The organism is Streptomyces misionensis, assembly GCF_900104815.1.
In the GTDB taxonomy this organism is placed as follows: Bacteria; Actinomycetota; Actinomycetes; order Streptomycetales; family Streptomycetaceae; genus Streptomyces; species Streptomyces misionensis.
On the sequence record NZ_FNTD01000004.1, the window covers coordinates 6,321,731 to 6,333,890 of the forward strand.

10 protein-coding genes are annotated in these 12,160 nt (G+C 75.7%); 7 read left to right on the plus strand and 3 right to left on the minus strand.

Going from position 1 to position 12,160, the window contains the following annotated elements; all coding sequences use genetic code 11:
• A complete protein-coding gene (locus BLW85_RS30240) occupies nucleotides 1–441 on the minus strand; it encodes an SRPBCC family protein (protein WP_074994036.1) in 441 nt (146 codons plus the stop codon).
• A gap of 87 nt (nucleotides 442–528) precedes the next feature.
• Entirely contained in the window at nucleotides 529–1,356 is an 828-nt protein-coding gene (locus BLW85_RS30245) for a polysaccharide deacetylase family protein (protein ID WP_074994039.1), read from the minus strand.
• A 116-nt stretch (nucleotides 1,357–1,472) separates the two neighbouring features.
• Here BLW85_RS30245 and BLW85_RS30250 point away from each other — a divergent pair, with 116 nt between their 5' ends.
• The 5 genes from BLW85_RS30250 to BLW85_RS30270 are packed head-to-tail and all read left to right on the plus strand — an operon-like array spanning nucleotide 1,473 to nucleotide 10,014.
• A complete protein-coding gene (locus BLW85_RS30250) occupies nucleotides 1,473–3,716 on the plus strand; it encodes a S1 family peptidase (RefSeq protein WP_244174932.1) in 2,244 nt (747 codons plus the stop codon).
• Nucleotides 3,713–5,956: a tetratricopeptide repeat protein gene (locus tag BLW85_RS30255; RefSeq protein WP_074994041.1), complete on the plus strand. Its 2,244-nt coding sequence runs from the start codon at nucleotides 3,713–3,715 to the stop codon at nucleotides 5,954–5,956. The genes BLW85_RS30250 and BLW85_RS30255 overlap by 4 nt, the downstream gene beginning before the upstream one ends.
• 31 nt (nucleotides 5,957–5,987) lie before the next feature.
• Entirely contained in the window at nucleotides 5,988–7,481 is a 1,494-nt protein-coding gene (locus BLW85_RS30260) for a VWA domain-containing protein (RefSeq protein WP_074994043.1), read from the plus strand.
• Nucleotides 7,478–8,725 (plus strand): hypothetical protein, encoded by a 1,248-nt coding sequence (locus BLW85_RS30265; RefSeq protein WP_244175069.1) that lies wholly within the window; start codon nucleotides 7,478–7,480, stop codon nucleotides 8,723–8,725. The genes BLW85_RS30260 and BLW85_RS30265 overlap by 4 nt, the downstream gene beginning before the upstream one ends.
• Entirely contained in the window at nucleotides 8,722–10,014 is a 1,293-nt protein-coding gene (locus BLW85_RS30270) for an extracellular solute-binding protein (protein WP_074994045.1), read from the plus strand. The genes BLW85_RS30265 and BLW85_RS30270 overlap by 4 nt, the downstream gene beginning before the upstream one ends.
• A gap of 60 nt (nucleotides 10,015–10,074) precedes the next feature.
• Here BLW85_RS30270 and BLW85_RS30275 read toward each other — a convergent pair whose 3' ends face one another.
• Nucleotides 10,075–10,905 carry a patatin-like phospholipase family protein gene (locus BLW85_RS30275; protein ID WP_074994048.1) on the minus strand — a complete coding sequence of 277 codons (831 nt, stop codon included), beginning with the start codon at nucleotides 10,903–10,905 and terminating at the stop codon, nucleotides 10,075–10,077.
• 91 nt (nucleotides 10,906–10,996) lie between these two features.
• Between BLW85_RS30275 and BLW85_RS30280 the strand changes: the two genes are divergently transcribed.
• Nucleotides 10,997–11,863, plus strand: coding sequence for a LysR family transcriptional regulator (locus BLW85_RS30280; RefSeq protein ID WP_070025687.1), 867 nt, complete (start codon nucleotides 10,997–10,999; stop codon nucleotides 11,861–11,863).
• A 45-nt stretch (nucleotides 11,864–11,908) separates the two neighbouring features.
• The gene (gene dmpI / locus BLW85_RS30285; RefSeq protein ID WP_275657236.1) at nucleotides 11,909–12,154 is read left to right on the plus strand and encodes a 4-oxalocrotonate tautomerase DmpI; all 246 of its coding nucleotides are present in this window, start codon (nucleotides 11,909–11,911) and stop codon (nucleotides 12,152–12,154) included.
• Nucleotides 12,155–12,160: the final 6 nt, after the last annotated feature.

The following is a 12,160-nucleotide window of genomic DNA, read 5'->3' on the forward strand; positions in this document are numbered from 1 at the left end:
TCAGGGTCGCTTGAGCAGCCGGTCCAGCGCGCGTGCGAACACCATGCGGGACGTGCTCCTGACGATGCCGTCGAGGGCGCGGGGCAGCGAACGCACCCGCAGCTCCTCCCGCCACCGCACCCGGCTGCCGCCCCCGGGACGCGGCCGCACCTCGATCTCCGCCCAGCCGAGGATCACCCGACCCCGCTTCTCCAGCCGGCACAGCCCGCCCTCCTCGCCCAGGGGCGGGCGCCAGACGGTCACCTCCATGGTGTCGTCCAGCGTCAGCGGCGCGACACCCGAGCGGGCGGTGAAGCGGGTGCCGACCCGGGTCGGCCCGGGGGTGAGCACCCTGATCCGGGTCAGCGGCACCGCACCGGCGTGGCGGGGCCACTCGGTGAGCCGGCGCCATGCCTCGTCCGGGGAGAGCGGGACGGCACGGGTGAGGGTGAAGGTCGGCACGGCACCGATCGTAGGCAGTGCCCGTCGGACTGCCGTGAGTTCGCCGCCCGCTCACCCGGTCGGCCGAGCGGTGGTGCCCCGGGCGGCTCAGGGACGGTAGACCTTGCCCGGCTCCGCCGTGCCGGGGGCGAGGAGCTGGGGGACCGTCACGAAGTGGTAGCCGCGTTCCTTCAGGGCGTCGATGATGCCGGGGACGGCGGGCACGGTGCCGGGGTAGATGTCGTGCAGCAGGATGATCCCGTCCCGGTCGGCCTGTTCGAGGACGCGCTTCTTGATGAGCGCCGAGTCGTTGGTCGCGTAGTCCTTGGCCGTGACGCTCCACAGCACCTCCGCGAGCCCCAACTCCTTGCAGATCTTGTGGATGTTGGCGTCGGTGCGGCCCTGCGGCGGGCGCATCAGGGTGGGCTTGTGCCCGGTGAGCCGTTCGATCGCCTCGTTGGGCCGCACGAGTTCGTCGCGCACCTGGTCGTCGGATATGTCGGTGAGTATCTTGTGGTCCCAGGTGTGGCTCGCCACCTCGTGCCCCTCGGCCGACATCCGCTTGACGAGCTGCGGGTACTTCTCGATGTGCCGCTTGCCCAGCAGGAAGAACGTCGCGTGGACCTTCTTCTCCTTCAGGATGTCCAGCAGCTTGGGGGAGTTCTCGCTGGGGCCCGCGTCGAAGGTGAGCGCGATGCACTTCGCCTTGCGGCAGTCGACGTCGCCGAACTTCGACGGCGATCCCTGCGCCCCCTGCGCCGCCTGCTTCCGCGCGGTGCTCGGCGAGGTGGTGTCGACCTGGGCGCAGCCGGTGAGGGCGAGCGCCAGGCCGACCGCGGCCGGGACGAGCGCGGCCGCGCGGAACCCGCGGCGCCGTTCGCGCGTCTTCCCGGTCGCGGAAGCGGGCGTCGGGGTCGTGCTGAGGGAAAAGGCCATGCGGGGACTATACACACAGTGTATAGAACGTCGTTCGAATGTGTTCGCACCTTCACATGCCACCACCTCGTGCACACTGGTGGTTCCGGGCCGGTACGGGGAGTAACCTCGGCGGCATGACGCGCACGGGGGAACGAGCCGTCAAGTCCCGCTTACGCACACCGACCTGGATCGCCCGCATCGAGGACCCGGACGGTGTGGTGCTCGGCGCCGGGGTGCTGCTCGCGGCGGACCGGGTGCTCACCGCCGGCCATGTCGTCACACCGGGCGCGCCGTACGTCGTACGACTCGTCGGCGTGCCGGGACAGGGCGCCGTCGCCGCCACCGTCCGCCCGGACGAGCACGTACCGGAGCGCGAGGACGCGTTCGGCGACCGCAGCGGCGACCTGGCCCTGCTGAGCCTTGCCGAACCGCTGCCCGCCGAACACGCCACCCGCCTCTACCGGCTCGCCTCACCGCACGGACCCGTGAGCATGTACGGCTTCCCGGCCGGCGACGACGGCGGCCGCTGGCACGGCGCCACCCTGGTCGCCGCGCGCGGCCGGGACAGCCGGGTGCAGCTGCGCCCGATCACCCCGGACGAGCTGGCCGCGCCCGGCTTCAGCGGCGGCGGAGTGGTCGACCACGCCACCGACCAGGTCATCGGCATCGTGCTCAGCGTGGACGAGGGGCAGGTCTCCGCCTTCAGCCAGATGAGCCCCACCGAGACCATCCTCAGCCATCTGCCGCAGGTCGCCGCCTGGACCGACGGCGCCGAGGCCGTCGACCCCCGGCTGCGCAGCCGTGCGCCGGGCGGCGGCGGACGGCTCGACGTGCCCTTCGCCACCGAACTCGCCGGCTGGTTCCGGGGCGAGGGCTGGCCGGTCCTGGTCACCGTGGTGCCGGACCGGGGCGACCGCGCCTTCACGCTGGAGCGGGCCGTCACCCTCGCCGACCGGGAGCTGCGCACGCACCGCAACACCAGCGCCTTCAGCGACGACCCGCCCGAGACCGTGCCCCCGGCCGGCGCGCACGACCTCGCGCTCGACGTCAAGGGGCTGACGGCCGCCCAGGTCATGGACCGCATCGCCGAACGCCTCGGCATCCGCGACGACCCCCGCCCGGAACGGCTCGCCACCCTGCGGGTCCCGCTCGCCGCGGTCCTGGTCGGCGTCGACGAGTCCGCCGAACCGGACGCCCTGCTCGCCCTGCTGGACCGGCTCGCCCGGCACGGGGCCCGGCTGCTGCTGGTCCACCGCCGCCAGGGCGGACGCGCGGCACAGGCCGCCGAATCGCTGGTACACCGGCCGCTGCGCGCACGCTGGTCCCGGCTCGGCGCGGAACTCGACCGCATCGTCGACGAGTTGGGCCCCGCCCTGGACACCCGCCGGGACCGGGTGACCGCCGGGCCCGGCACCGGGGCGCTGCTGGACGCGGCCGAGGCCGCCGTCGGCCGCAGCCGGATGCTGCGCGCATGGGTCGCCCACAGCTCCGCCGCGGACCGCGAACCGCGGCGCGCCGACCTGCTGTTCACCTTCGAGGACGCCGCCGAACGCCGCCGCCAGCGCCTGGACCAGGCCCTCGCCGTCCTCGACGCCCGCCTGCGCCGCTGGGAGGAACTCCGCGGCCGGGTCACCGCCGAGTGGCCCCTGTGCCGCGCCCGCGCCACGGAGGACGGCGACCGCGTGATCGCCGCGTACCGCCTCTACGAGTCCGCCCTGGTACTCCTGCGCCGGACGCCGTGCGACATCGAGGCGGCGGAGACCGCGGTGGAGCGGTTCATCGGATTCTGCTCGGGAACGGGGGGCGAACCCGCGGACGACGCCGACTCCCCTGGCGGACAAGGGCGTTCAGGTGCAGCCGGGGGTTCGGCGCGGGGGCGGATGACGCGCGGTCCGGGTGAGGCGGACGGTGACCCGGGGGCGGGCGGTCGTCGCAGGGCGTCCGGTGGCGGGGGAGCGTCCGGTCGTCCGCGGCCGCCCGGCGGCGGTGACGCGACGGACCACGCACGCCCCCCTGCGGCGCGCGAGGACGGCGGTCCACGGCTGCCCGGGGCGGCGGAGAGCGGCCGGGCCCGATCACCGGACCCGGGGGCGGGCGCTCGCACCGGGGCGTCACGAGCCGAGGCGGTGCCGGACCGGCCGTCGCCTCCCGGGGCCGCCGGCACCGGTCACGTCCCTCCCCCCGGCCCGCCGCCCTGGCCGGAGCCGCCCCTCGCGGGGGGAGCGGGCGGACGTCTGCGGCCGTACGACGAGGGGGTGGCCGGACACGCACGGCCACCCGGTGCCGCTCCGCCCCGGCCCGGCGGCGGCGACGGCGCGGCCGGACGTCCCCTGCCGTGGCGGACGGGCCGCGGACCCCGGAAGGAGCGTGGCTCATGACCTCCTGCGTACGGCCCGGATGCGCCGGGCGCATCATGGACACCGGGTACTGCGACACCTGCGGGCACCGGCACGTCGAGCCGCACAGCGCGCCGCCCCGCGCCGGGCGGGCCGCCACCGCGCCGGTCGTCACCGAGGAGAGTCCGGGACCGGCGACCGTGCACGCCGTCGCCGGGGTCGGCGAACTCGACCAGCACGGACTGGTCGTGCTGCCCGAGGTGCCCGAGCCCGACGACGTCCTGGTGGCGGACCCCAGCCCGCCCACCGGTGGGCGCCGCTGCGACGGCGGCGACTGCAGCATGATCGTCGGGGTCGGCTACGGCGGCCAGCCCGCCCGCGCCACCGGCCGCTGCCCCCGCTGCGGCACGCCGTACTCCTTCCTGCCCCAGCTGACCCGCGGCGAGCTGGTCGCGGACCACTACCGGGTGCTCGGCTGTCTCGCCCACGGCGGTCTCGGCTGGATCCACCTCGCCGAGGACACCCGCGCCGAGGGCCACCGCGTCGTCCTCAAGAGCCAGATCAACGCGGGCGGTGCGCTCGCCCGCCGTACCGCCGTCGAGGAGCGCCGCTCCCTCACCGACCTGCACCACCCGGACATCGTGCGGATCATCACGTACGCCGAACACCGCGCCGCGGGCGCCGAACCACCCACCGGGTACCTGGTGATGGACTACATCGGCGGCCGCTCCCTGCAACAGCTCTTCGACGCCGACGACATCGAGCGCGTCTTCCACGGCCGCCCCCGCCTGGACCACGTCCTCACCTACGGCTGCAAGATCCTCGGCGCCCTGGAGTACATGCACGAACGCGGCCTGCTCTACTGCGACATGAAGCCCGCCAACGTCATCCACTTCGGCCGGGCCGTGAAGGTCATCGACCTCGGCGCGGTCCGCGCGATCGGCGACCGCGCCTCCGCCTACATGTACACCGCGACGTTCGCGCCGCCGAAGGAGGAGATCGACCGGCGCGGCTGGCACATCGACAGCGACCTCTACACCGTCGGCATGACCCTGCAAGCCCTGGCCCGCGCCACCGAACCGGCCCGGGGCCTCGCCCCCGACTCCTTCCGCCGGCTCATCGCCCGCGCCACCCACCCCGAGCCCCGCGCCCGGTTCCGCTCCGCCGCCGAGATGTCCCGCCAACTGTGGGAGGTGCTGCGGGAGTTCAGGTCGCTCCAGTTCGGCGAGCAGCTGCCGGAGAGTTCCACCCGGTTCCGCGCCACCGGCGCCAGCCTGGACGCCGGACTCGGCGCGATCCCCGCCCTGGACCACTGGACCGCCCGCCCCGCCGGGCACCCCGCCGAACTGGACGTCTCCCCGCCCTCGCCCGCCGAGGTCGCCGGCGCCCTGCCCGAACCGGTCCCCGACCCCGCCGACGGCGCCGCCCTGCTGCTGGACACCTTCTCGCCCGACACCCCCGACCGGGTGGCCCGGCAGTGGCCCCGGGAGTCCCGCTACGGCACCCCGGAGACCGCGCTGTGGCTGTGCCGCGCCTACCTCAGGCGCGGCGAGCGGGACGAGGCGGCCGGCTGGCTCGCCGAGGCCGAGACCCAGCTCGGCGAGCGTGCCGCCGCCCACGACTGGCGGATCGCCTGGCACCGTGGCGTACTGCACCTCAGCAGGGGCGAAGTGGAGCTGGCCGGCGCCCGGTTCGACGCCGTGTACCGGGCGCTGCCCGGCGAGTACGTGCCCAAGCTCGCCCTCGGCCACTGCGCCGAGCACGGCGGACGCACCGCCCGCGCCATGCGCTTCTACGAGGCCGTGTGGAAACGGGACTTCGCGCACACCGCCGCCGCCTTCGGCCTGGCCCGCGGCCACCTGGCCGGCGGCGACCGGGACGCCGCCGTCCGCGTCCTGGACGACGTACCGGCCACCTCGCGCCACCACGACGCCGCCCGCGTCGCCGCCGTCCGCATCCGCGCGGGACTGCTGCACGGCCGCCCGCCCACCCCCGCCGACCTGGCCGACGCGGCCCGCAGACTGCCCGAACTGCGCCTGGACGGCGGGGCGCGGGACGGCGAGTCCCGGGCCCGGCTGGTCGCCGAGGTCCGCGAGAACGCCCTGCACGGACGCGCCCTCGGCCGACCGGCCGGAGACCTCCTCGGGCCCGGCGACGAGCACGGCCTGCGCACCCTGCTCGAACACTCCTTCCGCCAGCTGGCCGCCCAGGCCCGCACGGCCGGGGAACACGGCAGGCTGCTCGACCTGGCCCACGCGGTGCGGCCCCTGACCACCTTCTGAGGACACCCATGACCCCTGGAGAGAGACACCGATGACCGTGGCCGAGGAGACCGAGGTGACGCTCACGGTCGGCCAGGAGACGGACCTGCCCGCCGAGCCGGCCGGCCGGGGGCGGGGCGTCGAACAGGAGATGCACGCCATCCTGGAGATCGGCGTCCACGGCGGCGCCGGGCTGATCGGCGGACGGGCGCCCGGCGGCGCACCCGCGCTGGCCGAGGTGCTGATCGTGGACACCTCCCGCTCCATGCTCCACCCCGCCACCAAACTCCACGCGGCCAAGGACGCCACCGTCGCCGCCGTCCGGCTGCTGCCCGAGGGCACCGCCTTCGCCGTGCTCTCCGGCCGCTTCCACGCGGGCGTCGTCCACCCCGGCCCGGACCGCGCGTCGCTCGCCGTCGCCGGGCCCGCCGAACGCGCCGCCGCCGAACGGGCCGTCCGCATCCTCGACGCGGACGGCGGCACCGCCATCGGCACCTGGCTCGACCTCGCCCGCCGCCTGCTCAAGGACCACCCCGCGGCCGTCAAACACGTCCTGCTGCTCACCGACGGACGCAACGAGCACGACCACCGGGCCACCATGCCCCTGGACACCGCCCTCGACGCCTGCGAGGGACGCTTCGTCTGCGACGCCTGGGGCATCGGCGACGACTGGGACGCCGACCTGCTGCTGAGCATCACCCGACGGCTGCACGGCCGCGCCAGGGCCGTCCGCGAGGACCACGAACTGCCAGCCGCCTACGAGGAGTTGGTGAACGGTCTGCTGGGCACGGCGGTGCCCGAGCTGCGCATCAGGCTCACCCCCACCCCCGGCACCGTCATCCGCCGGGTCACCCAGGTGGTCCCCGGCGAACAGGAACTGCTGCCCGCCGGCGCGGCCGGCCGCGCCACCGAGTACGTCACCCGCGCCTGGGGCGAGGAGGTACGGCACTTCCAGGTGGTGCTGGCCGCCGACCCGACCGGCCGCGAGCGGGGCGAGTACCTGCAACTGGCCGCCGTCGAGGTCGCCGTGCCCGACTTCGGCCACCCGGTGCGGCTGCCCCGGCCCCGGCCCATCCTGGTGCGCTGGACCGACAACCCGCTCGACGCCTCCCGGCGCCACCCCGGAGTGCGCAGACACGAGCTGTACCAGCAGGCCAGCGCCGCCGTGGCCCTCGCCTACCGGGCCTGGCTGCGCGGCAGCGAGGGCCGACCGGCCGCCGACCGGGAGTTCGCGCGGGCCGTGCACCTGGCGGGCGAACTCGGCGACGGCCACCTGCTCGACGCGCTGCGCCGGATCGAGGACGGCCCCGGCAGCGGCCGTGTCCGCACCGGCCTGAAGGACGTCGACTGGCAGCACCTCATCCTCTCCAGCGCCATGACCAGCCCACCGCGCCACCCGGCCGGCGACCCGTCACCGCCCGCCCCGCAGGCGCCGCCCGCCGCCGACGGCCTCGTCGAGTGCCCGGACTGCGGCTGGCTCGGCCCGGCCGACTCGGTCTACTGCGGCGGCGACTGCGGCCGCCGGCTGAGGGGACCGTCCGCATGAGCACCGACAGGGATCCGGCGGGGCGCGGGGCGGGGGAGCGCGGGTACGAGGCCCGCGCGAGCGGCTCCGAGCCGGGAGCCGGCGCGCCCCCGGCCCCGGTCACCGGCGCGCTCCCCGATCCGGCCACCGGCGCGCCCCCGGACGCACGCCCCGGCGCCCGCTCCGGCGCTCACCCGGTGGAACCGCCCGCCGTCGCGACGGCCCGCCCCGGCGCGCCGGCGGGCGCGTCCGGGCCCGGTCCCGCGCCCCGGGCCGACCACCGGGCACCGGCCGACGGCGGCCTCGGCGCACCGGCGCGCCCGCTCGGCGGGCGCCGGCGCCCCCGGCCGGGCCCGGGCGCCAGCACGACCGCCCACGAACTCGCCGTGCGCCACCGGCTGCTGCTCGCCCTGTCCGCGCTGCTCACGCTGTCGCTGTTCATGTCGTACGAGGGAGTGCACGGCGACGCCGACCCGCTGCGCACCTCCAGCGCCCCGGCGGTGCTGTCCATCGACACCGCGCTGTACGCCCTCGGCGAGGCGGAGCGGGACGCCGGGGCCGCGACCCCCACCAGCGACTTCCAGAAGCAGATCTCGGTCGCCGCGCAGAGCCTCGCGGCCGCCGCCGGCGACAACGTCGGCGGACCGCCGGGCCGGCAGGCGTTGCAGACCGTCGCCGCACTGATCACCGTGTACGCCGTCAAGGTCCAGCAGGCCCAGCTCCAGCCCGCGGGCAGCGCCCTGCGGCAGGCGTACCTCAGCTACGCCACCAGCATCCTGACCGACAAAGGCTCCGGGATACTGGCCAGACTGAAGGTCCTTCAGGCACAGCAGCGCGCCGCCGTGCACCGGCAGACCTCCTTCGGACCGCTGCTGTGGCTCGGCTGGGCCGCGACCCTGGTGATCGCGCTCGCGCTGGCCGGCTGCCTGCTGGAGACCCAGCTGTTCCTGCGCCGCCGCTTCCGCCGCCGCTACAACCGCGGGCTGCTCGCGGCCGGCGCCCTGCTCGCGGCCGGGCTCGCCGTCACCCTGCTGTTCACGGTGTGGACGCACCAGGGCATGACGGACACCCGGCGGTTGCTCGACCGCCGGCTCGCCGGGCCGGCCATCACCGACGCGGGGCGGGAGACCGCCGCGCACCTGGCACACACCGGCTTCCGCGCCTCGGCGGCCGGGGGAATCCTGATAGGAGGCGTCCTGGTCATGGCACTGGCCGAGACGGGCCTGCGGCGGCACATCGACGAGTACCGGTTCAGGCCGCGGTGAGCGCGCACCCGGGCGGCGGACCCGCGCGCCGCCGCACCCGTACCGTCACCGTGGTGGCGAGCTGCCTCGTCCTGCTGGCGGCGGCCGTGGTCCTCGGCATCCGCGCCGCCGGCCGGGAGCCGACCGTCACCCTGCTGGCCAACTGGACCGGGCGCGACGAGGGCAACCTGCGGCGGACGGTGATCGAGCCGTTCGAGCGGAAGTACCACGTACGCGTCGACTACCAGGGCAGTTCGGCCGAGAGCCAGGTGCTCGGCGCCGATGTGGAGGCCGGTACGCCGCCGGACGTGGTGGTGCTGACCGGTCCCGGCGAACTCGCCGACTACGCCGGGCAGAAGCAGCTCCAGCCGCTCGAAGGCCTCATTTCCCGCGAGGACTTCAGCGCGTCCTGGGCCACACCGCTCACGGACGGACACGTCTACTGGTTCCCGCTCAAGGCCGACCTCAAGAGCATCGTGTGGTACCCGGCCGGCACCGGCGAGCGGCAGCGCAGGCAGGCCAGGGACCAGCCGGCGCAGTGGTGCGTCGGCATGGGCTCCGGGGCGACCAGCGGATGGCCCGGCACGGACTGGATCGAGGACATCCTGCTCCAGCAGCAGGGCCCGCGCACCTACCAGGCGTGGGCGGGCGGCCGGCTGTCCTGGCGCTCTCCCGAGGTGCGGAAGGCGTGGACGACCTGGGGCCTGCTGATGGGCGCGGGCACCTCCGACACCCTGCTGCGCCGCACCCTGCAGACCGACTACGGGAAGGCGTCGGCGCCGGTCGCCGCGGACCCGCGCGGCTGCACGCTCGAACACCAGGCGTCCTTCATCCGCACCCAGTCCGACGCGTGGAAACGGGTCGACGGCCGCTACGAACCCTCGGCCCGGCTCATCCCCGGCGCCACCGCGCACGACGCCTGGGAGGTCTCCGGCGACCTGGTCGCCCTGCTGCACGCCACCCCGCAGGCCGAGCAGCTGATCCGCTACCTCGCCTCCGCGAACGCCCAACGCGCCTGGAACACCGCGGAGTCGGGCTTCTCGGTGCACGCCGGGGCCCAGCCCGCCCCCGGCGCGGCGGGACCCGCCTGGCACCGGGGCCTCGCCGCGACGCTCCTCGACCGGCGGGCGGCCCACTGCTTCGACGCCTCGGACGCCATGCCGCCCACCGTCCGCGACGCCTTCGCCGAGGCCACCATCGACTACCTGGCCCACCCCGGCCACCTGGAAACCCTTCTCACCAACCTGGACACCCTCACCCGGGCCCCGGACCAGACGTGGCTGCCGTCGGTGTGCGACCAGGTGCCGTGACCTGAGGGGCGGGGCCACCGGGCGGCCGCGGCGAGGGGCCGCCCGCTCACCCGGCCTCCCTCAGCCGATCCTCAGCGCCCGCCCCTGCGCCCGGCCCGCCTCCGCCGCCGGGCGGCGGGTCGCGGGGTCCAGAGGGTTCGGACCGATCGCGGCGGCGGACGCCTCGTCCGGGGCGACCAGGGTGACCTCGGCGCCCCTCTCCCGCAGGTCGGCGACGGTCCGGTCCAGGGGATGGTCGCTGGGGAAGGGCTCGACGGCGCCCAGCGGCAGCAGCACCAGGACGTGGTCCGCGCCGGCGGCCAGGTCGACGTTGGCGACGGAGCGGATACCGCCGTCGACGTAGCGGCGCTCGCCGATCGTCACCGGCGGCCACACCCCGGGCACCGCGCAGCTCGCCGCGACCGCGTCCACCAGGAGGACCCCCGAGTCCCGGTCCAGGATCCGCGACGCGCCGCTCTCCGCGTCCACCGCGACGATCTTCAGCGCCCGCTCGGGCCACGCGTGGACCGGCAGCCGGGACTCGATCACCGCCCGCCGCTCCGGCTCGCCGACCGTCCGCGCGCCGAGCGCGAGCCGCCCGACCGCGCGCCGCAGATCGGCCGGGGAGGCGGCCGTCGCCAGCGCGGCACCGATCTGCGCGGTGAACTTCTCCAGGTCCAGCTCGGCCATGATCTCCGCGGCCTGCCGGGCGGGGTCCACCTGCCGCGCGTACAGCTCCTCCAGGCCGACCTCGCTGCCCAGTTGGGCCGCGACGGCCGCCCCGGCCGAGGTTCCCACGAGCAGACCGGCCCCCGTGACGTCCTGTCCCGTATCCGCGAGCCCCGCGAGCAGCCCGGTCATCCAGGCGATCCCGCCCACCCCGCCGCCACCCAGCACCAACGCCTCGGTCATCTCTGCTCCTTGGACGGAATCGATCTCCCCAACGCCAACGGCCGTGGGCGCCGCGGTCATTCCCGTCGGCGCCACCGGCTACAGTCGGCCCATGGAACTGCGGCAGCTCGGCTATTTCGTCGCCGTCGCCGAGGAGTTGCACTTCGGGCGGGCGGCCGACCGGCTGCACATCGTGCAGTCCGCGGTGAGCCAGCAGATACAGCGGCTGGAACGGGAACTGGGCGCCGAGCTGTTCGACCGCTCGCCGCGCCGGGTGCGGCTGACACCGGCCGGGGAACGGCTGCTGCCACAGGCGCGCGCCGTCCTCACGGCGGCCGAACGGGCCCGCGCCGCCGTGGCACCGCCCGCGGGGCTGCGGCTCGGCACCAGCACCGGCCTCGGCACCCACCTGGACCGGGTGCTCGCCGCGTTCGCCGAGCGGGCCCCCGGCGTCCCGGTGGAGCTGTGCTCGCTGCCGGTCGGGGAACGGCTGGCCCGTGTCGCCGCCGGCCGGCTCGACGCGGCCTTCGTGCGCGGTGCCGAACCCCCGTCCGGCGTGCGGGTGCTGCCCCTGTGGTCCGACCCGCTGGTGGCCGCCGTACCCGCCGCGCACCCGCTCGCCCGTGCCCCGGAGATCGACCTGTCCGACCTGGCCGCGCTGCCCCTCGCGCTCACCCCGCGCCGCAACAACCCCGCCCTCGTGGACCTGGTCGTCGGCGCCTGCCACGCGGCCGGGTTCGAGCCGGTGCCGGGGCCGTCGAACGGCTCCCTCCAGGACACCCTCGCCACCATCGGCGCCCGGCCCCTGTGGACCGTCGTCTTCGCCTCCCACGCGCGCGTGCTGCACACCCCCCGGGTGGCCTACGTCCCCTTCCGCGCCCCCGGCCTCGCCCTGTCCACGGGGCTCGCGGTACCGGCCGCGGACCCCACCGAGCACCTGGAGAGTCTCCTGCTGGCCTGCACCGATCACGAAAGCTGATCGCTGCGGTCGCGGACTGCTCCTTGGCCGGCGGCGTCCCGCGCGGTGGACTGGACCCCGCACACCCGAAAGGGCGGCAAGCACCGCCCGGGACAGAGGAGTTCAGTCATGCCGATCGTCACCATCCAGCAGGGCCCGCGGGACGCCGAGCTGAAGCGTGACCTGGTCAAGCGCGTCACCGACGCCTTCGTGGACGCGTACCGCATCCCCGCCGAGAGCGTGCAGGTGTGGATCCACGAGGTGCCCGCGGACAGCTGGGGCGCGGCGGGACGGCTGACCGCCGACAAGTAGTCCCGC

What these genes read in the sequence shown, in the direction of transcription:
- BLW85_RS30245 (WP_074994039.1), bottom strand. Translation starts at nt 1,356, where the DNA reads ATGGCCTTTTCCCTCAGCACGACCCCGACGCCCGCTTCCGCGACCGGG.
- BLW85_RS30250 (WP_244174932.1), top strand. Translation starts at nt 1,473, where the DNA reads ATGACGCGCACGGGGGAACGAGCCGTCAAGTCCCGCTTACGCACACCG.
- BLW85_RS30255 (WP_074994041.1), top strand. Translation starts at nt 3,713, where the DNA reads ATGACCTCCTGCGTACGGCCCGGATGCGCCGGGCGCATCATGGACACC.
- BLW85_RS30260 (WP_074994043.1), top strand. Translation starts at nt 5,988, where the DNA reads ATGACCGTGGCCGAGGAGACCGAGGTGACGCTCACGGTCGGCCAGGAG.
- BLW85_RS30265 (WP_244175069.1), top strand. Translation starts at nt 7,478, where the DNA reads ATGAGCACCGACAGGGATCCGGCGGGGCGCGGGGCGGGGGAGCGCGGG.
- BLW85_RS30275 (WP_074994048.1), bottom strand. Translation starts at nt 10,905, where the DNA reads ATGACCGAGGCGTTGGTGCTGGGTGGCGGCGGGGTGGGCGGGATCGCC.
- BLW85_RS30280 (WP_070025687.1), top strand. Translation starts at nt 10,997, where the DNA reads ATGGAACTGCGGCAGCTCGGCTATTTCGTCGCCGTCGCCGAGGAGTTG.